The organism is Streptococcus mitis (genome assembly GCF_003942965.1).
Classification (GTDB): domain Bacteria; phylum Bacillota; class Bacilli; order Lactobacillales; family Streptococcaceae; genus Streptococcus; species Streptococcus mitis_BH.
On the sequence record NZ_RJOG01000016.1, the window covers coordinates 1 to 19417 of the forward strand.

Below are 19417 nucleotides of genomic sequence, written 5' to 3' on the forward strand. Positions count from 1 at the left end.
CAACAATCAAAGAATTTGATTTTTTTATATTAAAATTACATAATAATCAAAATAATTGATTATTTTATATCAAAATTATATAATAGCAATAATCAAAGGAATTGATTTATTTTTTGATATTAAAATAAAAAAGGAGGGTAAGCAATATTGTGGTCAATCATTGCTGGAGGTCTTATTGGACTTGTAGCAGGTAGAATCACTAAAAAAGGTAGTTCTATGGGAATCGTCGCAAATGTAGTCGCTGGTTTAGTCGGGTCATCTGTAGGACAATCCCTTTTAGGTAGTTGGGGCCTATCCATCGCTGGAATGGCTTTGATCCCATCTATTGCAGGAGCAGCAATTGTTGTTACTGTAGTATCATTCTTTACAGGTGAAAAATAATTACTTGTAGAATAAACTATTTTTAAATAGATTAGACGGGTAAAAATAGTTTAATGTTAAATCGAAAGGATTGTATATGTCAAAAGCAAAGAAAATATGTTTCATTATTTTCTGTATTTTAATCTTGACAATTTTCCTTCCTGTTTTGATAGATTATCATCAAGTTAGTGATCTAGGCATTCAGCTATTTAGCTGGAGACAGAATCATTTCGTTGAATTCTATCTCTCTAGATATATATTCTGGGGGATAGTGGCTCTATCAACTTTAGTTTTGTTATCGATGTTAGTTGTGTTGTTTTATCCTAAACGTTATTTGGAAATTCAGCTTGAAACTAAAAACGATACATTAAAATTAAAGAATTCTGCAATCGAAGGTTTTGTTAGAAGTTTGGTAAGTGATCATGGATTGATCAAGAACCCAACTGTTCATGTAAATTTACGAAAAAATAAATGTTTCGTTCATGTAGAAGGTAAAATTCTTCCTTCGGACAACATCGCTGACAGATGCCAACTAATTCAAAATGAAATAACTAATGGATTGAAGCAGTTTTTTGGTATTGAGCGTCAGGTTAAACTAGAAGTTCTAGTAAAAGACTACCAGCCTAAACCAAAACCTCAAAACAAAAAGACTGTTAGTCGTGTGAAGTAAGGAAGTAAAAAATGGAATGGCTTAAACAATATCGATATCCAATAATCGCAGGTCTCATAGGCGTATTTCTCGCTTGTTTGATTATCTCCTTTGGCTTCTTCAAAACAATATTTGTATTGATTTTAGGAGCACTGGGAGTTGCAGCTGGATTATATATCGAAAAAAACTATATAGATAAATAAAAAAAATAAAAATTACTAATTTAATTAAAGGAGTTTCATATGTCAAACGAAAAAAACATTAACACTAACGTAGAAAAGAAAGATGCTACTGCTGTAGCTCACGAAATCAAAGGGGAACTTACTTACGAAGATAAAGTTATCCAAAAAATCATTGGTCTGTCACTAGAAAACGTTTCAGGTCTTTTGGGAATCGACGGTGGTTTCTTCTCAAATCTTAAAGAAAAAATCGTTAACAGCGATGACGTAACAAGTGGTGTTAACGTAGAAGTTGGTAAAACACAAGTTGCAGTTGACTTAAACATTATTGCTGAGTACCAAAAAAATGTTCCAGCTTNATATTCAGAAATCAGAGAAATCGTATCTTCAGAAGTTGCTAAAATGACTGACTTGGAAGTTGTTGAAATCAACGTAAACGTTGTCGACATCAAAACTAAAGAACAACATGAAGCAGACTCAGTAAGCCTTCAAGATCGCGTATCTGACGTTGCTGAATCAACAGGAGAATTCGCTTCAGAACAATTCGAAAAAGCTAAATCTGGTCTTGGATCTGGTTTCTCAACTGTTCAAGAAAAAGTTAGCGAAGGTGTAGAAGCTGTTAAAGGTGCAGCAACTGGTGTAGTATCTCACGAAAAAGCTCGTGTAAACTAATATAAAATAAATATAACAGGAGAAATTATCATGTCAGTAGAAGAAAAATTAAATCAAGCTAAAGGTTCTATTAAAGAAGGTGTTGGGAAAGCCATCGGTGATGAAAAAATGGAAAAAGAAGGAGCAGCTGAAAAAGTTGTTTCTAAAGTAAAAGAAGTTGCTGAAGATGCCAAAGACGCTGTAGAAGGCGCTATCGAAGGTGTTAAAAACATGTTGAGTGGCGACAATAAATAAGGCTAAAAGTTACTTTATCTTTTTAGTAACATTAGTCAAAAGAGTCTGAGTCAAGATGATTCTCAGAAAACAAAAAGCTAGAGATTTCCAATTGCGGAACTCTAGCTTTTTAATTTTTCCTCTTTCTCTTATTATATTTCAGCAGGTTGTTGACCATGAGTACGAATCCCATGTCAATTCTCACTTGGCGCTTACCTCTCAGATAACATCTCTTATAACCAAGCAAACCTTTATCTGCCCAAAGACAGATTTCATATCAATCTTACGTTTAGCGAAAATTTGTCTACCCTTGGAAGATAAAAGTGCCTGATATTCTTTAGTTTTTAAACACTGGTAACGTTCATTCATATACAGTCCCTTTTGAGGGGCTGATTCAGGTTCATAATCGCAGTCAACATTGATTTCAAGGATTTTTACTTTCTATCTACTCTTTTTCATGATGTATTTTCGTTCAGGTGTTTCAACCATTTGAACGATTTTAAATCCTTCTTTTTGGTAAAGATTCTGAGCTCTTTGATTTGCCTCGAAGACATTTAGAGAGATACTGTCTATATCTCTATTTTCAAAGGCCAAACTAACAAATTTCCTTAAAGCCTGACTACCTAAGCCTTGCCCCTGTTTCTGAGGATTGATAAAAAATCTTCCAATATGAAGATTACTGTCTTCTAGCCTGATTTTTTGTATTAGCCCCACAAACTCTTGTCCATCAAAGATTGAAAAGATTCCTTCCAAATCTTGAAAAACTTGAATGGTCAAGGGAAAAGGAACCCTTGGTCCCATCCATTGTTCTTGAAAGGATTTGCCAAGGGAGTTGGACCATTGGCATACGAGCTGAGCGTTTTCTGTGCTCACCTTTTCTTCAAAACGAATTATCATCTTTACCTCACTATCTTGTCTATGTTTCTTTATTATACTACTTCTACTATTTTTTACGAATAGATAAGTATGATTGATATTTATTTTTTTCTTGTCGGGAGCATTCTCGCTTCCTTTCTTGGTTTGGTTATTGACCGTTTTCCAGAGCAATCCATTATCCAACCTGCTAGTCACTGCGATTCCTGTCAGACTCGCTTACGCCCCTTAGATTTGATTCCGATTCTCTCGCAGGTGCTCAATCGCTTTCACTGTCGCTACTGTAAGGCTTCTTATCCAGTCTGGTATGCCCTCTTTGAACTAGGCTTAGGTCTCCTCTTTCTATCTTACTCTTGGGGATTACTTTCCTTGAGTCAAGTCATCCTAATCACTGCAGGTTTGACCTTGGGCATCTACGACTTTCGCCATCAGGAATATCCCTTACTGGTCTGGATGACTTTCCACCTAATTCTCATGGCTTCCTCTGGCTGGAATCTGGTCATGGTCTTCTTCCTTGCTCTTGGAATTTTAGCTCATTTTATCGATATTCGCATGGGCGCAGGGGATTTTCTCTTTTTAGCTTCTTGCGCTCTCGTCTTTAGCGCAACAGAATTACTCATCTTGATTCAGTTTGCTTCTGCAACAGGAATTCTAGCCTTTCTCCTACAAAAGAAAAAGGAAAGACTTCCTTTCGTGCCTTTCCTCTTACTTGCTGCTTGTGTGATTATTTTTGGTAAGCTACTGCTTGTTTGATAAAGTCCTGAATCGGCTCTCCTTGATGGAGGGCTTTTACGATTTTTGAACCGACGATAACGCCATCTGACACCGCATTGAAGCGTTCTACATCGGCTTGACTAGATACGCCAAATCCTGTCAAGACTGGGATATCAGCCACTTGATGCAATTGTGCCAAGTGCTTGTCCAAATCTGCACGGTAATTGCCAGATTTCCCTGTCACCCCATTGATGGCAACCGCATAGATAAATCCTTCTGACCCTTTAATTAATTCTTTCTGGCGCTCAATTCCTGTCGTCAAACTAACTAGAGGAATCAAGGCGATGTCTGTATCTGCCAAAAATGGTTCTACAAAGTTGGCATGCTCATGAGGCAAGTCTGGAATAATCAAGCCCTTAACAGCTGTATCAGCCAAATCTTTGACAAAATTCTCCACACCGTACTGAAAGAGAGGGTTGAAGTAGGTCATGATGACCAACGGGATCTCTGTTTCAATGGTTTTCAAGGTTTCAACCAAAGCCTGGGTAGAGGTCCCGTGGGCTAAACTGCGCAAGCCTGCTTCTTCGATAACAGGCCCATCTGCAACTGGGTCTGAAAAGGGAATACCCACTTCAATAGCTGAAACACCCAAATCTTCTAAAAAGTGGATTGTTTCAGCGAGACCATCCAAACCTTTTTCGTGGTCACCAGCCATGATATAGGGAACGAAAATTCCTTTTCCAGCTGCTTTTATAGCGTTTAATTTTTTTGTTAGTGTCTTAGGCATGAGCTTCTCCCTTCTTTGCTGCATCTGCTTCCAAGCGGTCTTTGACTTGAACCACATCCTTGTCCCCACGACCTGATAGACAGACAATCATGGACTTGTCTGGTCCGAGTTCTTTGGCCAATTTCACCGCAAAGGCGATAGCATGGCTAGATTCCAAGGCTGGGATAATCCCTTCCACACGAGACAAGAGTTGGAATCCTTCCAAGGCTTCCTCGTCAGTCACAGGAACATAGCTGGCACGTTTAATATCGTGGTAGTGAGAATGCTCTGGACCGATACCAGGATAGTCCAATCCTGCTGAGATAGAGAAGGCTTCAAGAATTTGACCATGAGCATCTTGGAGCACATCCATAAGAGAACCGTGGAGGACACCCGGACGACCCTTGGTCAAGGTAGCAGCGTGGTGCTCTGTATCCACACCAAGTCCAGCTGCTTCAGCCCCATACATGGCTACTGACTCATCTTCTACAAAGGGATGGAAGAGACCGATGGCATTAGACCCACCACCAACACAAGCTACTAGGGCATCTGGCAGATCTTGACCTGTCAAGTCACGGTACTGTTGTTTAGCTTCTCGACCAATAACACTTTGGAAATCACGAACGATTTCTGGGAATGGATGAGGCCCCAAGGCAGAACCAAGGATATAGTGGGTATCATCGATATTAGCCACCCATGAACGAAGGGCTGCATTGACCGCATCCTTGAGCACGCGCGAACCGTCTGTCACTGCCTCAACCTTGGCTCCCAAAAGCTCCATACGGAAGACATTGAGGGCTTGGCGTTTAACATCTTCCTCACCCATGTAGATGGTACATTCCATATTAAAGAGGGCCGCAGCAGTTGCAGTTGCTACACCGTGCTGACCAGCACCCGTTTCAGCGATAATTTTCTTTTTACCCATGCGTTTAGCCAGAAGAACCTGTCCCAAGGCATTGTTAATCTTGTGAGCCCCTGTATGGTTGAGGTCTTCCCGTTTGAGATAAATCTTGGCTCCGCCGATATGCTGGGTCAAGTTTTTTGCGTAGTAAAGAGGAGTTTCACGTCCCACATACTGGCGTAAGAGCTGGTTTAATTCCTCTTGGAAACTTGGATCTGCCTGACTTTCACGATAAGCCTTTTCCAACTCCAAAACTGCTGTCATCAATGTTTCTGGGACGAAACGTCCGCCGAATTTTCCGTAAAATCCATCTTTATTTGGTTCTTGATATGCCATTCTTTGCCCTCTCTATAAATCTTCTAATCTTTTCCTGATCTTTTTGTCCATCTGTCTCCACTCCGCTCGATACATCGACTGCATAGGGAGTAAAGTGTTGAACTGCTTGTGCTACATTGTCTTCATTAAGCCCACCTGCGATAAAGAAGGGCTGAGCTAATTCCGTCGTATCCAGTTGCCCCCAGTCAAAGGTCTGGCCACTCCCAGCCACAGGAGCATCAAAGAGTAAATAATCTGCCTGAGAATTGGGCACATGACCATTTCCATCCACCTGTACAGCCTGAATGCTGGCACAAGGCAAATCCTCAAACAAATCATTCGCCACCTGACTGTGAACTTGAACCAAGTCCAAGCCAACTTTTTCAATCGCTTCTAGTAGTTCTGCTCGACTTGGTGAAACAAATACACCAACCTTTTTAACATCGGAAGGAATGAGTTTTGACAGCTCAGCAGCCTCTTCCAAAGTCACCTGTCTTTTACTAGGTGCGAAGACAAAACCGATGTAGTCTGCCCCTGCTGAAACGGCTGTTTCTACCGCTTCTTTGGTCGATAGTCCACAAATCTTAACCTTTGTCAATTTGCAACTCCTTGATTCTCTGGGCTACATCTTCTGCCTGCATGAGAGCTGTCCCAACTAAAATTCCGTTAAAGGATGGTGCTACTCGTTCCGCATCCTGCCCTGTGAAAATAGCAGATTCAGAAATGTACAAACAATCATCTTTGAAATGTTTAGCCAAATCTACACTGGTCTGCAAGTCAACTTCAAAGGTGGTCAAGTTGCGGTTATTGACCCCGATAATCTGGGCACCAAGTCTGTGAGCCATTTCTAGTTCAGCTAGATTGTGAGTTTCCACCAAGACTTCTAGACCAAGCACTGTCGCATAGTCATAAAGTTCCTTGAGACGTTCTTCGGACAAGGCTGCCACAATGAGTAGGATGACCGTTGCACCTGCATTGCGAGCTCGGATGATTTGCTTTTCATCGATGATAAAGTCCTTGTTAAGCGTCGGAATCTGTACCTGACTGGAAATCTCCCGTAGATAATCCAAATGTCCTTTAAAGAAAACTTCATCTGTCAGAACAGAAATCATCACTGCTCCGTTTTCTTCATAAGTCTGGGCCTGTTGCACAATATCCACATCGAGATTGATATCTCCCAGACTAGGGCTAGCTTTCTTGACTTCAGCGATTACCTGCAAGCGGTCTTGATGTTCTTTTAGATAGTCAGCCAAGCGATAGGTCTGGCGCAGGGGCTGGATTTGCTCCAACTTCATCTGCTCAACCTCACGCGCCTTCTGCTCCAAAATTCGTGCTAAAAATTCCTGACTCATTTTTGGTACTCCTGCAACAATCTGAGTTTTTCAAGGGCCTTGCCACTAGCAATGACTTGACGAGCTAAGGCAACTCCTTCCTTGATGCTATCAACCTTACCATTAGCATAGAAACCAAGACCAGCATTTAAGACTGTCGTTTCCAAGAATGGACTTGGTTCATTTTTAAGAACGCTAAGCAAAATTTCTGCATTTTCCTGAGCATTGCCTCCACGGATATCTTCGATAGCGTAGCGCTCCATCCCTAAATTTTCTGGAGTAAAGCTTGATAAGGTGATTTCGCCATTTTCAAGAAGTGCAATCTTGGTTGTTCCATTCAAACCAGCTTCATCCAACCCTTCTGGTCCCGCAACTACGATGGCACGTTTGCGCCCCATATTTTTCAAAACCTGAGCTGTACTTTCTAGTAGTTCTGGACGACTAATTCCAAGAAGCTGTGTTTCCAAAGCCATTGGATGAATCAGTGGACCAGTCAAGTTCATAATCGTTGGAATTCCCAATTCCAAACGAGCTGGCATGATGTATTTCATAGCTGGGTGCATATTTTTAGCAAAGAGAAAGATGATTCCAGTTTTATCAAAAACCTTACCTAGTTCAGCTGGTTTGAGGTCTAGGTTAATACCCAAGGCTTCGAGGACATCTGCAGAACCAGATTTAGAAGAAATCGAGCGGTTACCGTGTTTTGCCATATGAACACCACCACCAGCCAAGACAAAGGCTGCAGTTGTGGAAATATTAAAACTAAAAGACTTGTCCCCACCTGTACCACAGTTGTCCATGGCATCATGAATCTCAGTTGGAATATGTTGGGCATGCCCTCTCATGACTTGGGCAATGGCTGTGCGTTCTTCAGGTGTTTCCCCCTTCATCTTAAGAGCCAAGAGAAGAGAAGCAATCTGCGCTTCAGTTACACGCCCAGTTACGATACGCTCAATGACATCCGTCATTTCCACACCTGATAAATTTTCAAATTTTGCTAGTTTTTCAATAATCTCTTTCATCCTAGTTTCCTCACTTTACAACCTTCTCGATAAAATTCCGAATAGAAGACAAGCCATCTGGCGTTCCGATACTCTCTGGATGGTACTGGAATCCATAAATTGGAAGGGTTTTATGTTGAATTCCCATAATAGCTTGGTCATCAGTCGAACGAGCTGTCACTTCAAAGTCTTCTGGCATTTCCTCAATCAAAATACTGTGGTAACGCATGACTGCACGGCCATCCTCAATGCCTTGATACAAAACAGATGGCGCTTCAAAGCTGATATTACTCTGTTTCCCATGCATGACTTTTGGAGCCAAACCTAACTTACCACCAAAGACTTCTGCGATGGCTTGGTGGCCCAAACAAATCCCAAGAATCGGCTTTTTGCCGGCAAAGTCACGAATCATGTCTTCCATCTTACCAGCATCAACTGGCCAACCGGGACCAGGAGAAAAAACCAAACCATCTGCTGTTTCAGCTTCTTCATACAGCTTGGGATCATCATTTCTCAAGACATGAACTTCTGCAAAATTCCCAATGTACTGCGCCAAGTTATAGGTAAAAGAATCATAGTTGTCAATCAATAAAATCATGGTCTTAGTTCTCCAATTCTAGTCATAGATTTTGCTTTGTTAATGGTTTCTTGGTATTCGTTTTGGGCGATGGAGTCGTAGACAATCCCTGCCCCAGCCTGCACATAGGCTGTTTGATTTTTGAGAATCATAGTTCGGATGGCGATGGCAAAATCCATATCACCCGTCGCAGACAAGTAGCCGATTGCTCCTGCGTATACGCCCCGTTTTTCCGTTTCCAGTTCATAGATGCGTCTCATAGCTCGAATTTTTGGTGCTCCAGAAACAGTTCCAGCAGGAAGTGTTGCTTTCAAGGCATCCATGGCAGTGAGTTCTGGAAGCAAACGCCCCTTGACCACACTGGTCAAATGCATGACATAGCGGAAGAGCTCCACTTCCATATACTTAGTGACTTGGACACTGGCCGTTTCAGAGATGCGACCAATATCATTACGACCCAAGTCTACTAACATTCGATGCTCTGCTGTTTCCTTCTCATCCGAAAGCAGGTCTGTCGCCAAAGCCTTGTCTTCTTCATCCGTAGCTCCTCTTGGCCGTGTCCCTGCAATCGGATTAGTTGTCACGATACCATTTTTGACAGAAACCAAACTTTCTGGACTGGCTCCAATGATTTGATAATCCCCAAAATCATAGAAATAAAGGTAATTAGATGGATTGGTCACACGAAGATTTCTGTAGAAGTCAAATGGATTTCCAGTAACTTCTGCTGAGAAGCGCTGACTGAGCACGCATTGGAACATATCGCCATTACGAATCAAGTCACGAGCTGTTTCCACCATTTCCTCAAACTTCTGAGGAGCGATATGGGGTTTGAAGTCCAGTGGTGATAAATCCAAGTCTTCAAATTCATTTGGTGCAGGAATGCGTAATTCCGCAAGTACTTGGCTCAAGGCTTCTTCCAAGTCTTCTTGACTGCGCTCACTATAGAGAGCATCCTCAATGACATGGATTTTTTCCTTCTTGTGGTCAAAGACCATGTAACTCTCATAGACAAAGAAATGCATGTCTGGCGTCCCAATTGTATCCTCAGGAATTTGACCAATTTCTTCATAAAGAGAAATCATATCGTAACCAACAAAACCAATGGCTCCCCCACCAAAAGGTAGGTCTGAATGGTGTTGGTTCTTATGAGTCACTTCATAAAGGAAATCCAAGGGATCACGATCAATCACTTGCCCATTTTGATAAAGGACTCCATTTTCAAACTTAATCTCAAAAACTGGATTATAGGCTAGTATAGAAAAACGAGCTGTTTCCTTGTCTCTCGGAATACTTTCTAAGATAACCTTGTGTTGCCCCTTTAGGCGCATATAAGCCAAGATTGGTGATAAGACATCTCCATGAATGATTCGTTCCATTGTAATTTCCCTTTCAGTTCTAATTCTAGTTCGTGGCGACTGTATGAAAAATCCCCACGCAAAATAACTTGCGTGAGGACGAAATTCGCGGTGCCACCTCAATTATAGGATTTCTCCTATCTCTCATTCCTGTCTCAGATACCTCCTGTAACAGGCTGTGCGATAAAGGGCACTCCCTTGAGAATTATGTTTTCTTCTCTCGTTTCAGATGGACCCAACCTTACAGCTTTCTCTGCTTGTTTTCAGCAACCACAAGCTCTCTGTGAGAGAAAGGACTGTAATTTTTCCATCTATTATTTTTTAGCTTCTAGGTAGTCTGCAATCGCAGCTACGTCCTTGTCTCCACGACCAGAGACATTGATGATGATAATGTCGTCTTTACTTAGTTTCGGTGCACGTTTAACTGCTTCTGCGATAGCGTGTGAGCTTTCAATCGCTGGGATAATTCCTTCAGTCTTGCTGAGAAGGAGGAGAGCCTGAACAGCTTCTTCGTCTGTCGCAGCCACATATTCCACGCGACCTGAATCTTTAAAGTAGGCGTGTTCTGGGCCAACCCCTGGATAGTCCAATCCAGCTGAGATAGAGTAAACTGGAGCTAGCTCTCCATCTTCCTTAAAGACTGCATAAGTCTTCATGCCGTCGACAATTCCGATACTACCTTTTGTCATAGTAGCTGCGTGCTTGTCTGTATCAAGCCCGTGCCCAGCAGCTTCTACCCCAACCAATTTAACTTCTTCATCAGCCACATACTGTGAAAAAGCACCGATGGCATTGGAACCACCACCTACACAAGCAATGACGTAATCTGGCAATCGTCCTTCTTTTTCTAAGATTTGATGACGAGATTCTTCACTGATAACTTTTTGGAACTCGTGGACAATTGTAGGATAAGGGTGAGGCCCCACAGCAGATCCCAGAACGTAAAAGGCTTCAAGGTCATTCATCCATGCTCCAAAGGCTGCATCAACCGCATCCTTAAGAGTTCGTGTCCCCGTTTCAACTGCGTGAACAGTTGCTCCCATCATTTCCATACGGAAAACATTAAGACGTTGACGTTCCACATCTTCTGCCCCCATGTAGACATCACAGGCCATACCAAACTTGGCTGCAGCCGCTGCAGTAGCAACACCATGCTGACCAGCACCTGTTTCCGCGATAACACGTTTTTTGCCCATACGTTTGGCAAGAAGAATTTGCCCTAAAACGTTGTTGAGCTTGTGAGAACCAAGGTGGTTAAGGTCTTCGCGCTTGAGATAAATCTTAGCACCACCTAAGTGGTCTGTTAAACTTTCCGCAAAATAGAGCGGTGTTTCGCGACCTGAATAGTCCTTTAAGTAATGGCGAAATTCTGCTAAAAACTCTGGATCTTCCTTGTACTTGTCAAATGTCACTTCTAACTCATCCAACAAAGCCTGAATCGGCTCCGGTACAAAACTACCACCAAATTGTCCAAAATAACCTTTAGTTGTCATAAATTTTTTCTCTTTTCTACTGTTTCCAAGATATGAAAAAGCCCACACACGGAATCTACTTCCATGTGAGGGCGTTGGTAACGCGGTGCCACCTCAATTATAAAGGGACTATTCCCTTTACATCTCTGCCTTGTCTAACAACAAGCTGCACTGTAAGGTGTGCGCACCGAATTTTCATTGTTTCAAATTCATTTTTAAAATCAGCCCACTTTCACTACTCCCAACCACCTGTTCACAATCACCACAGGCTCCCTGAAGATCAAAAATAGTTACTTTTCTGATTTGTTGAACTTATTTTAATACTTTGTTTTTTCTTTGTCAAGACTTTTTTACGATTTTTTTGATAAAGCTAGCACTTTTTCAGAAACTGTTTTGAAAGTCTCAATGATATAGTCCACTTCTTCATCGCTTAATTTAGTGTGAAGAGGGAGCGTAATTTCATTTTCAAAGAAGGCATAGGCCTTAGGATAGTTGGCCATATCAAAACCAAGATTCTTATAGGCTGTCAAGAGAGGAAGCGGTTTGTAGTGGACATTACTTGCAATTCCTGCTTTGGCCAATTCTTGGATGATAAGATTGCGTTCTTCTAGGCTCGCTCCTTCTACATGGGTGATGTAGAGGTGACGACAAGACTCGACTGTGTCAGTCTCATGTGCCAGTGGATGGATGCGAGAACCTGCAAAACCACGATCATAGCGGTCCACAATGTCCTTACGACGTTCTAGCAAACCAGGGTAACGGTCCAATTGTACCAAACCAAGTGACGCCATGATATCGGTCATATTACACTTGTAGGCTGGTGTGACGATATCATATTCCCATGAGCCCAGTTGCATCTTAGCAAGGGCATCCTTAGTTTGCCCGTGAAGGGAAAGAATTTGGAATTCCTTGTACATTTCTTCGTCATCAATCGCTGGATTGGCTTTCCAAGTGGCACTTCCTCCCTCAGCAGTTGTAAAATTCTTAACGGCATGAAAAGAGAAGGAAGTAAAGTCAGCGATAGAACCAGCTGGTTGTCCTTTATAAGTAGATCCCAGAGCATGGGCACTGTCAGAAACAATCACAATACGGTTAAAGACTTTTTGCCACTTGCTTGAAGCGATAAAGAGGTCACGTTTTTTCTCCACGACTTGGAACAAACGGTCATAGTCGCAAACAATCCCTGCAAGTTCTACTGGGATGATCACCTTGGTCTTTTCAGTAATGGCTTGCTCAAGCAAGTCATAGTCCATCTCAAACGTATCTGCTTGGATATCCACCATGACAGGGGTCGCCCCTACGTGAGTGATAACACTACATGAAGCTGTATAGGTCATGGCTGGAACGATGACTTCATCACCAGGTCCTACTTCCAAAACACGCAAAATTAACTCCAGAGCGGCTGTCGCAGAGTTGAGACAGACAGTCTTAGGCGTCTGTGTGTATTGAGACAAGCGACGCTCTAGTTCTTTTGTCTTTGGACCAGTTGTAATCCAACCAGAACGAAGGGTGTCCGCAACTTCAGCAATTTCTGCTTCTGTAATATCGGGTGGTGAAAATGGAATATTGTAATTTGGCATTGATTTGCTCCTTTTATCTGTACTCATTTTCTAATGACTACTTTATTTTAGCACTTCAAACACGGTTTGAAACATGATTTTGATGTCTCCAAGGAAACTAAATTCTCGGAGATAAGTGAGATTATAGCGCATCTTTTCAGGAAGAACATGTTCTACATAGGCTTGGTCAACTGACAGACCTTTCTCTGTCATTTGACTGATGATGGTGTCCTCATCCTTGTAGTTGATGCTGGCTGGAGAGGTAATTCCTGCCGGTAAAAGCAAGGTCGCCATCATTTCAGGGCTATACTGTTCTGTATAATGTGGCACTTCAGGACGCGTCCCGACAAAGGACATCTCACCTTTAAGAACATTGACCAACTGAGGCAGTTCGTCCAAACGCACACGGCGGATGAAATTCCCAACCTTGGTAATACGGCTATCGTTAGCAGAAGTCACCAGACTTCCTTTTTTATCCGCATCCGTCACCATGGTACGGAACTTCCAAATCTTGAACCGACGGTTGTACTGGGTCACGCGCTCTTGCTTGTAAATGACAGGGCCCTTGCTATCCAACTTGATCCAAATGCTCAAGATGAGAAAGACTGGGGAAGTCAAAATTAGCAAGACTAAGGCCAAAACCCAGTCCAAACAACGCTTGAAAATCAGCGACCCCTTCCTTTTAGAGACAAGCTGGTAGTAAGACTCAACCTCGCTTGATTTCATTTCCACGGGCAAGTCTTCCCATTTCAGCATGCTGTTTCTCCTTTGTTTTTATTATACTATTTGTCAACATTTTTCATTATACCACAAAATGGAAAAGGCGGTGAAAGAAATCTGTAATTTGAAGGATTTCCTTCTTTTACTCAATAAAAATCAAAGAGTATTAAGACATGGCCCCTGCCTGCAAGCTATACATCTTGTGATAGGTTCCTCCCAAGGCCAAGAGTTCCTCATGGGTTCCTCTCTCAATAATGCGCCCCTTATCCAAGACAAAGATACAGTTGGCGTCTTGGATGGTCGAAAGACGGTGAGCGATGGCAATGGTTGTCCGCCCCTGTCTCATCTTCGCCAGAGAAGCTTGAACCAAACTTTCTGTTTCAGAGTCAATATTGGCTGTCGCTTCATCCAAAATCAAGATTTTAGGCTGACTGGCAACTGTTCTAGCAAAGGCAAGAAGCTGACGCTGTCCAGTTGAAAAACTCAAACCACGCTCGGAAACAGGTGCATCATATCCCTGAGGAAGTTCTTGAATAAAGGAATCTGCATCGACAAAGGTAGCCGCAGCCTGAACCTGCTCATCACTGATATCTTGGTACATGGCAATATTGGACTTGATGGTCCCATGATAGAGGAAGGGATCCTGCAAGACTAGACCGATATTTTTTCTCAACTCTTCCTGACTGTAGTCTCTAATATCCACACCATCCAAGAGAACTCGCCCTGACTGAAATTCATAAAAGCGCATGAGGACATTGATGATCGAAGATTTCCCTGAACCTGTATGGCCCACAAAGGCAATGGTCTCACCCTTGTTAACCGAAAAGGAAATGTCATCCAGAATCTGGTGCTTGCCATCATAAGAGAAACACACATGTTCAAAACGGATATTGCCTTCTTGGACTTTGGCTTGCCCATCTTTTTGAAGAGGCTCATAGGTCTTCTCGTCAATCAAGGCAAAGACACGGCCTGCAGACACCATGGAAGTTTGAAGGGTTGAAAAGTTTTGCGTCACCTCAATCAAAGGGTCAAAGAGGCGGTTGATGTACTGAATAAAGGCATACATGGTTCCTGCCGTTATTCCCAGATAAAGTCCACGATAGCCAAAGTAGGCCATCAAGACAGCATAGCCTAGGAGTTTAAGTAAACTCATGGCAGGGCGCAAAAAGAGGGCATCCAAGGCTACAGAACGGTAGGCATAGACCAAGTGTTCTTGGTTGATTTCATCAAACTCTGACTGTAGGCGCTTCTCTTGATTAAAGGCCTGGATTATTCTGATTCCCTCAATGTTTTCAGCCAGCTTACTATTGATATCTGACAAGAGGCTTCTGGTTTTCTCAATGATTTTCACTGATTTTTTCCGATAGAGATTGACCAAAAGGAAAATCAAGGGGAGAAAGAGCAAGACTAATGCTGTCAAACGAAAATCCAATACCAACATGGTATAAAGAGTTGTCAGAAAGATAAAAACTGCTGAAATAAAGCTAGATAAAATCCCCGAAAACATATCACTGATAGTCTCGGTGTCATTTGTCAAACGCGAGACGATAGAGCCTGATGGCGTCTTGTCAAAGTAAGACATGCCCAGCTTCTCCATATTGGCAAAGGCATCGCGACGAATATCCCTAACAATACTGTAAGACACGCGCGCAAAGAGAAGATTGCCGACATACTGGACCAGAGTTTGTAGAATATAAAGGCCATAGTAGGCCAGCAAAACGGTAATGGCTAGTTGGTTAAGATTACTCAGATACTGGTCGATAAAGTGGGAAGCCACAAGGGGAATGACACTTTTAATGACCGTCGTCGCTAGGAGAAAACTGAGTGCCAAAAAGGTCAGGAGGCCGTAAGGCTTGAGATAGGACATCAAGCGCTTCAATACAGTCCATTGTTCTTTCTTATTCTGCATCTTCTTCTCCTTTCATTTCCAACTGCTGAGACTGGTAGGTTTGGGCATACCAGCCATCTATAGCTAGCAAATCATCGTGCGTGCCCCGTTCGATAATTTGGCCATTTTGCAGGACTAAAATCAAATCTGCATGGACAACCGCACTGAGGCGATGAGCCGTAATAATGGTTGTCTTGTCCTTTCGTGTCTCCTTGAGATTGTCGATAATCGCATACTCTGTCTTGGCATCCACGGCGGACAAAGAATCATCTAAAATCAAGATATCAGGGTCTAAAATCATAGCTCGACTCATGGCCAGACGCTGCTTTTGACCTCCAGAAAGACTGACTCCCTTTTCACCAATCAGTGTATCAAATCCTTGAGGCATGTCTACAATGTCTTGATAAACTTGAGCTAGCTTAGTCGCTTCCTCGACCGCTGAAAGGGGCAAGTTAGGATTGCCAAATCGGATATTGTCTAAAATAGAAGTCGCAAAGAGGAACTGGTCCTGAGGAACATAGCCCATAAGACTACGAAGATCTGTCAGACGATAGTCACGAATATTATGACCGTTTAGGTAAATAGCACCCTTATCCACATCGTATTCACGTAAGAGGAGCTTAATCAAGGACGTTTTTCCAGAGCCTGTTTGACCAACCAAGCCCAATGTTTGCCCTTTTTCCAGACTAAAGTGAACATTTGTCAGTGTTTCCTCATTTTCAAAGGCAAAGCTATCAATGGCATACTGCAAGCGCCCATTTTCAATACTGTCTAGAGGAAACTCAGGGTCTTGTACAGGTGATTCCTGAGACAAAAGTTCCTCAATCCGCTGATAGGAAACCTTCCCTCGCTGAGTAATATTAAAGAGGAAACCAATAGCCATAAGAGGCCAAACCAGCATATCCAAGTAGCTGATAAAGGTGACCAGATTCCCAACCGTGATTTGCCCTTTCTGAACCATCAAGGAGCCGACCAAGAGGGTTAAAACATAGGAAGAACCAACAAACAAGAGAACCATGGGGTCAAAGAGACTATCGTATTTCATGGTTTGGAGGTTCTTTTGGAAGGTCAATTCATTGACTTCCTGAAAGGACTTCAACTCATCTGCCTGATAACCGAAAGACTTGGTCACTTTAATACCTGATACAGACTCCTGTACCTTGTTATTAAGTTCGGAAAAGGCAGCCTGTGATTCGCCAAAAGCCTTGTGGGTCTTTCTCCCTAGACGACTGGTCGCATAAGCCATGAAAGGTAAGGGTAAAATGGCAACTAGGGTCATTTGCCACGAAATGCTAAAGAGCATGGTCAGCAAAGTCACCAAAGCCGTGATAGAAGCATCCACCGCAGACATAACACCGCCTCCTGCCAGACGAGTCAAGGCATTGATATCGTTGGTTGCGTGCGCCATCAGGTCCCCCGTCCGATAGGTCTGATAAAAGGCTGGAGACATCTTTGTGAAATGCTCAAATAATCGAGAGCGCATAATCTGTCCCAAACGGTAGGAAGTCCCAAGGATATACATACGCCAAACATAGCGCAGATAGTACATCCCAAAGGCTGCAAGAAGCAAGTAAAATAGGTCAAGAAGGAGGTCCTGCTGGGTTAATTGCCCCGATGTGATAGCATCAATGACCCGCCCCATAACCATGGGGGGAATGAGGTTGAGGACGGAAACCAAAACCAGGGCCACAATCCCGACTAGATAACGGCGTTTTTCTAACTTGAAAAACCACCAAAGTTTTTGAATAATGGACATAAAATCCCTTTCTGATTGCAAATTGAAACCTGAGGCCAAGACCCCAGGTTTTTCTTATTCATAGGTTACGACTGAGACGACACCCTTGTCATACTCAGCGATAAAGATATTGGCTACATTGTCATGCCCTTGTTTGCTGAGGTTATCAAGCAACCACTCTTCGCTACGACCAATCGATTCCAAAACATCTACTTGGATCACACCGTCAGTCACAACTGGATACTTAGGATTTTCATCTCCCATTTGGACCACGATGAGTTGGCCATTTTGCTCCTGCACAGCTCGTTTAACTTGCTTCATCTGGAAAATCCCTTGGCTACGAAGTTTGAGAGCAACTTCTGCCGCAGACAAGCCAACTGAACGACAGGCTTCTGGGTCAATCTGCCCATTTTTGATGAGGAGAGTTGGTTTCCCATCAATCAAGCGTTTGACAAAGCGAACATTGTTATTGAGCCACTTTAGGGTCAAAACCAAAATCGTCCACATCATCAAAATCACTGCGTATTGCAGGATACTGATTGAACTATTGTAAATTACCCCACCGATGATACCACCGAGAACATAGTTTTGAATTTGGTCTGTCGCAGAGTTAGGTGCTAGGTTTCCCTTTCCTGTCACATTGATAACAAAAACAAGCGAGAATAGACCCAAGGCCAGTTTGATTAAAATTTCCATATAGTTGAGTGTCATTTGTTTACCTCCACCAATTCAATAGCGTCTGTTTGATTCAATTCTAATTTCTCTAAAAGATACTTGTCTGGTTGGCTCCCGTTCATGGCGCGGTAGAAATTTGGACCTACCTTGACAAGCGCTCCATCAGTGGCTGCAGAAGTATTGACATAAACTTCTGATTTATCCACTCCCAAGTCTTTGGAAACAACCTCTATGAAATGAAGGGAGGTTTGAAATTGGTTGTTAGAGGCTTGATTGGTCTGGTATTTTGAGATTGTCACCAAAAGCATGGCCACCAAGGTCAAGGCCAAAATCATGACCAATTCCCGAAACTTAGTCCCCTTTTTATCTCGATAGGCTTTAAAAGCAAAAAATCCTGTGATAGCTAGGAGAACAATTCCAAAGCCAATCATGATGCCATTTTGCTGACTGATTTGGCTAAGTACATAGTCATATGAGTAAAATTTCATTTATTTTCACTCCCTTTCATAAAATCATTCTTAATTATAAACGAAAGAGAGTGATTTTTCAAGCCATACGTTGGGGAAATGGACCTTTTTTTGGTATAATAAAATCTATAATCTGAATGAAAAAGGTAACTTTATGAAACTCATCTCATGGAATATTGATTCCCTCAATGCTGCCCTAACTAGTGACTCAACTCGTGCCAAATTGTCCCAAGAAGTACTACAAACCTTGGTCGCTGAAAATGCTGATATCATCGCTATCCAAGAAACCAAGCTTTCTGCCAAGGGTCCTACAAAGAAACACTTGGAAATTTTAGAAAAACTCTTCCCAGGCTACGAAAACACGTGGCGCTCTTCCCAAGAGCCTGCCCGTAAAGGCTATGCTGGAACCATGTTCCTCTATAAGAAAGAACTCACACCCACTGTCACTTTCCCAGAAATCGGTGCTCCGTCTACCATGGACTTGGAAGGCCGTATCATCACTCTAGAATTTGATGAATTTTTCGTAACCCAAGTTTACACCCCAAACGCTGGCGATGGCCTCAAACGCTTGGAAGAACGTCAAGTCTGGGATGTCAAATATGCTGAGTATTTGGCTCAACTAGACAAAGAAAAACCAGTCCTTGCAACCGGTGACTACAATGTGGCCCACAATGAGATTGACCTTGCAAATCCTGCTAGCAACCGCCGTTCACCAGGATTTACCGACGAGGAGCGTGCTGGATTTACTAACCTTTTAGCAACTGGATTTACTGATACCTTCCGCCACATTCACGGCGATGTTCCAGAACGCTACACTTGGTGGGCACAGCGCAGCAAGACTTCTAAAATCAATAATACTGGCTGGAGAATTGACTACTGGCTCACAAGTAACCGCATCGCTAACAAGGTGACTAAGTCTGATATGATCGACTCGGGAGCTCGCCAAGACCATACACCTATTGTCATGGAGATTGAACTCTAAGGAGAAAACG

The 19417-nt window shown here is 42.6% G+C and carries 22 protein-coding genes, 1 pseudogene and 2 other annotated features; of the genes and pseudogenes, 7 read left to right on the forward strand and 16 right to left on the reverse strand.

Annotated elements, in window-relative coordinates; genetic code table 11:
- The first annotated feature begins 144 nt into the window (after nt 1-144).
- The 5 genes from D8837_RS05955 to D8837_RS05975 all read left to right on the forward strand — a co-directional run bounded on the left by D8837_RS05955 (nt 145) and on the right by D8837_RS05975 (nt 2094).
- A complete protein-coding gene (locus tag D8837_RS05955) occupies nt 145-381 on the forward strand; it encodes a GlsB/YeaQ/YmgE family stress response membrane protein (RefSeq protein ID WP_125456498.1) in 237 nt (78 codons plus the stop codon).
- Between the two features lie 76 nt (nt 382-457).
- On the forward strand, nt 458-1030 hold the full coding sequence (gene amaP / locus D8837_RS05960) for an alkaline shock response membrane anchor protein AmaP (RefSeq protein ID WP_020901648.1): 573 nt from the start codon (nt 458-460) through the stop codon (nt 1028-1030).
- Between the two features lie 11 nt (nt 1031-1041).
- Nucleotides 1042-1212 (forward strand): DUF2273 domain-containing protein, encoded by a 171-nt coding sequence (locus D8837_RS05965; protein WP_000455064.1) that lies wholly within the window; start codon nt 1042-1044, stop codon nt 1210-1212.
- Between the two features lie 39 nt (nt 1213-1251).
- Nucleotides 1252-1860, forward strand: a complete 609-nt coding sequence (locus D8837_RS05970) for an Asp23/Gls24 family envelope stress response protein (protein ID WP_125456499.1) — start codon at nt 1252-1254, stop codon at nt 1858-1860.
- Nucleotides 1861-1890: 30 nt separating this feature from the next.
- A complete protein-coding gene (locus D8837_RS05975; protein WP_004262234.1) occupies nt 1891-2094 on the forward strand; it encodes a CsbD family protein in 204 nt (67 codons plus the stop codon).
- 109 nt (nt 2095-2203) lie between these two features.
- Here the strand turns inward: D8837_RS05975 and D8837_RS09870 are convergent.
- Nucleotides 2204-2481 (reverse strand): annotated as a pseudogene (locus D8837_RS09870) (transposase); the annotation flags it as partial.
- Between the two features lie 33 nt (nt 2482-2514).
- Complete coding sequence (locus tag D8837_RS05985) at nt 2515-2970, reverse strand: GNAT family N-acetyltransferase (protein ID WP_125456500.1); 456 nt, start codon at nt 2968-2970, stop codon at nt 2515-2517.
- 69 nt (nt 2971-3039) lie between these two features.
- On the opposite strand from D8837_RS05985, the gene D8837_RS05990 reads away from it, so the two are divergent.
- Nucleotides 3040-3699 carry a prepilin peptidase gene (locus D8837_RS05990; RefSeq protein ID WP_125456501.1) on the forward strand — a complete coding sequence of 220 codons (660 nt, stop codon included), beginning with the start codon at nt 3040-3042 and terminating at the stop codon, nt 3697-3699.
- On the opposite strand, the gene trpA is transcribed toward D8837_RS05990, so the two are convergent.
- The 14 genes from trpA to D8837_RS06060 form a co-directional block, all read right to left on the reverse strand.
- Nucleotides 3671-4447: a tryptophan synthase subunit alpha gene (trpA, locus tag D8837_RS05995; protein WP_125456502.1), complete on the reverse strand. Its 777-nt coding sequence runs from the start codon at nt 4445-4447 to the stop codon at nt 3671-3673. The two genes, D8837_RS05990 and trpA, sit on opposite strands and share 29 nt — an antisense overlap.
- Nucleotides 4440-5663 carry a tryptophan synthase subunit beta gene (trpB, locus tag D8837_RS06000; RefSeq protein ID WP_000331265.1) on the reverse strand — a complete coding sequence of 408 codons (1224 nt, stop codon included), beginning with the start codon at nt 5661-5663 and terminating at the stop codon, nt 4440-4442. The genes trpA and trpB (D8837_RS06000) overlap by 8 nt, the downstream gene beginning before the upstream one ends.
- Entirely contained in the window at nt 5641-6240 is a 600-nt protein-coding gene (locus D8837_RS06005; protein WP_125456503.1) for a phosphoribosylanthranilate isomerase, read from the reverse strand. The genes trpB (D8837_RS06000) and D8837_RS06005 overlap by 23 nt, the downstream gene beginning before the upstream one ends.
- Nucleotides 6227-6994, reverse strand: a complete 768-nt coding sequence (gene trpC, locus D8837_RS06010) for an indole-3-glycerol phosphate synthase TrpC (RefSeq protein WP_125456504.1) — start codon at nt 6992-6994, stop codon at nt 6227-6229. The genes D8837_RS06005 and trpC overlap by 14 nt, the downstream gene beginning before the upstream one ends.
- Nucleotides 6991-7995 carry an anthranilate phosphoribosyltransferase gene (trpD, locus tag D8837_RS06015; protein ID WP_125456505.1) on the reverse strand — a complete coding sequence of 335 codons (1005 nt, stop codon included), beginning with the start codon at nt 7993-7995 and terminating at the stop codon, nt 6991-6993. The genes trpC and trpD overlap by 4 nt, the downstream gene beginning before the upstream one ends.
- A 10-nt stretch (nt 7996-8005) precedes the next feature.
- Nucleotides 8006-8572, reverse strand: coding sequence for an aminodeoxychorismate/anthranilate synthase component II (locus D8837_RS06020; RefSeq protein WP_125456506.1), 567 nt, complete (start codon nt 8570-8572; stop codon nt 8006-8008).
- Nucleotides 8569-9930, reverse strand: a complete 1362-nt coding sequence (gene trpE, locus D8837_RS06025) for an anthranilate synthase component I (RefSeq protein WP_125456507.1) — start codon at nt 9928-9930, stop codon at nt 8569-8571. The genes D8837_RS06020 and trpE overlap by 4 nt, the downstream gene beginning before the upstream one ends.
- 71 nt (nt 9931-10001) lie before the next feature.
- Nucleotides 10002-10233 (reverse strand) — a binding site (T-box leader).
- Nucleotides 10224-11402, reverse strand: a complete 1179-nt coding sequence (trpB, locus tag D8837_RS06030; RefSeq protein ID WP_125456508.1) for a tryptophan synthase subunit beta — start codon at nt 11400-11402, stop codon at nt 10224-10226. (Overlaps the previous feature by 10 nt.)
- Nucleotides 11403-11466: 64 nt before the next feature.
- Nucleotides 11467-11697: a binding site (T-box leader), on the reverse strand.
- 34 nt (nt 11698-11731) lie between these two features.
- Nucleotides 11732-12961, reverse strand: a complete 1230-nt coding sequence (locus D8837_RS06035) for a DegT/DnrJ/EryC1/StrS family aminotransferase (protein ID WP_125456509.1) — start codon at nt 12959-12961, stop codon at nt 11732-11734.
- 42 nt (nt 12962-13003) lie between these two features.
- Entirely contained in the window at nt 13004-13696 is a 693-nt protein-coding gene (locus D8837_RS06040) for a sugar transferase (RefSeq protein WP_125456510.1), read from the reverse strand.
- A gap of 130 nt (nt 13697-13826) precedes the next feature.
- Nucleotides 13827-15569 (reverse strand): ABC transporter ATP-binding protein, encoded by a 1743-nt coding sequence (locus D8837_RS06045; RefSeq protein ID WP_125456511.1) that lies wholly within the window; start codon nt 15567-15569, stop codon nt 13827-13829.
- Nucleotides 15559-17304, reverse strand: coding sequence for an ABC transporter ATP-binding protein (locus tag D8837_RS06050; protein ID WP_125456512.1), 1746 nt, complete (start codon nt 17302-17304; stop codon nt 15559-15561). Before D8837_RS06050 ends, D8837_RS06045 begins: the two co-directional genes overlap by 11 nt.
- Nucleotides 17305-17358: 54 nt before the next feature.
- Nucleotides 17359-17994: a DUF421 domain-containing protein gene (locus D8837_RS06055; RefSeq protein ID WP_033687260.1), complete on the reverse strand. Its 636-nt coding sequence runs from the start codon at nt 17992-17994 to the stop codon at nt 17359-17361.
- The gene (locus tag D8837_RS06060; RefSeq protein WP_000675332.1) at nt 17991-18446 is read right to left on the reverse strand and encodes a DUF3290 family protein; all 456 of its coding nucleotides are present in this window, start codon (nt 18444-18446) and stop codon (nt 17991-17993) included. Before D8837_RS06060 ends, D8837_RS06055 begins: the two co-directional genes overlap by 4 nt.
- A gap of 133 nt (nt 18447-18579) precedes the next feature.
- Here D8837_RS06060 and D8837_RS06065 point away from each other — a divergent pair, with 133 nt between their 5' ends.
- A complete protein-coding gene (locus D8837_RS06065; RefSeq protein WP_125409712.1) occupies nt 18580-19407 on the forward strand; it encodes an exodeoxyribonuclease III in 828 nt (275 codons plus the stop codon).
- Nucleotides 19408-19417: the final 10 nt, after the last annotated feature.

Bases quoted from the DNA above. Each gene is read 5' to 3' on its own strand.
- D8837_RS05985 (WP_125456500.1), bottom strand. From the start codon at position 2,970: ATGATAATTCGTTTTGAAGAAAAGGTGAGCACAGAAAACGCTCAGCTC.
- D8837_RS06055 (WP_033687260.1), bottom strand. From the start codon at position 17,994: ATGACACTCAACTATATGGAAATTTTAATCAAACTGGCCTTGGGTCTA.
- D8837_RS05965 (WP_000455064.1), top strand. From the start codon at position 1,042: ATGGAATGGCTTAAACAATATCGATATCCAATAATCGCAGGTCTCATA.
- D8837_RS05975 (WP_004262234.1), top strand. From the start codon at position 1,891: ATGTCAGTAGAAGAAAAATTAAATCAAGCTAAAGGTTCTATTAAAGAA.
- trpB (WP_000331265.1), bottom strand. From the start codon at position 5,663: ATGGCATATCAAGAACCAAATAAAGATGGATTTTACGGAAAATTCGGC.
- trpD (WP_125456505.1), bottom strand. From the start codon at position 7,995: ATGAAAGAGATTATTGAAAAACTAGCAAAATTTGAAAATTTATCAGGT.
- D8837_RS06040 (WP_125456510.1), bottom strand. From the start codon at position 13,696: ATGCTGAAATGGGAAGACTTGCCCGTGGAAATGAAATCAAGCGAGGTT.
- amaP (WP_020901648.1), top strand. From the start codon at position 458: ATGTCAAAAGCAAAGAAAATATGTTTCATTATTTTCTGTATTTTAATC.
- trpA (WP_125456502.1), bottom strand. From the start codon at position 4,447: ATGCCTAAGACACTAACAAAAAAATTAAACGCTATAAAAGCAGCTGGA.
- D8837_RS05990 (WP_125456501.1), top strand. From the start codon at position 3,040: ATGATTGATATTTATTTTTTTCTTGTCGGGAGCATTCTCGCTTCCTTT.
- D8837_RS06045 (WP_125456511.1), bottom strand. From the start codon at position 15,569: ATGCAGAATAAGAAAGAACAATGGACTGTATTGAAGCGCTTGATGTCC.
- D8837_RS06020 (WP_125456506.1), bottom strand. From the start codon at position 8,572: ATGATTTTATTGATTGACAACTATGATTCTTTTACCTATAACTTGGCG.
- D8837_RS06035 (WP_125456509.1), bottom strand. From the start codon at position 12,961: ATGCCAAATTACAATATTCCATTTTCACCACCCGATATTACAGAAGCA.
- D8837_RS06050 (WP_125456512.1), bottom strand. From the start codon at position 17,304: ATGTCCATTATTCAAAAACTTTGGTGGTTTTTCAAGTTAGAAAAACGC.
- trpC (WP_125456504.1), bottom strand. From the start codon at position 6,994: ATGAGTCAGGAATTTTTAGCACGAATTTTGGAGCAGAAGGCGCGTGAG.
- D8837_RS06065 (WP_125409712.1), top strand. From the start codon at position 18,580: ATGAAACTCATCTCATGGAATATTGATTCCCTCAATGCTGCCCTAACT.
- trpE (WP_125456507.1), bottom strand. From the start codon at position 9,930: ATGGAACGAATCATTCATGGAGATGTCTTATCACCAATCTTGGCTTAT.
- trpB (WP_125456508.1), bottom strand. From the start codon at position 11,402: ATGACAACTAAAGGTTATTTTGGACAATTTGGTGGTAGTTTTGTACCG.
- D8837_RS06060 (WP_000675332.1), bottom strand. From the start codon at position 18,446: ATGAAATTTTACTCATATGACTATGTACTTAGCCAAATCAGTCAGCAA.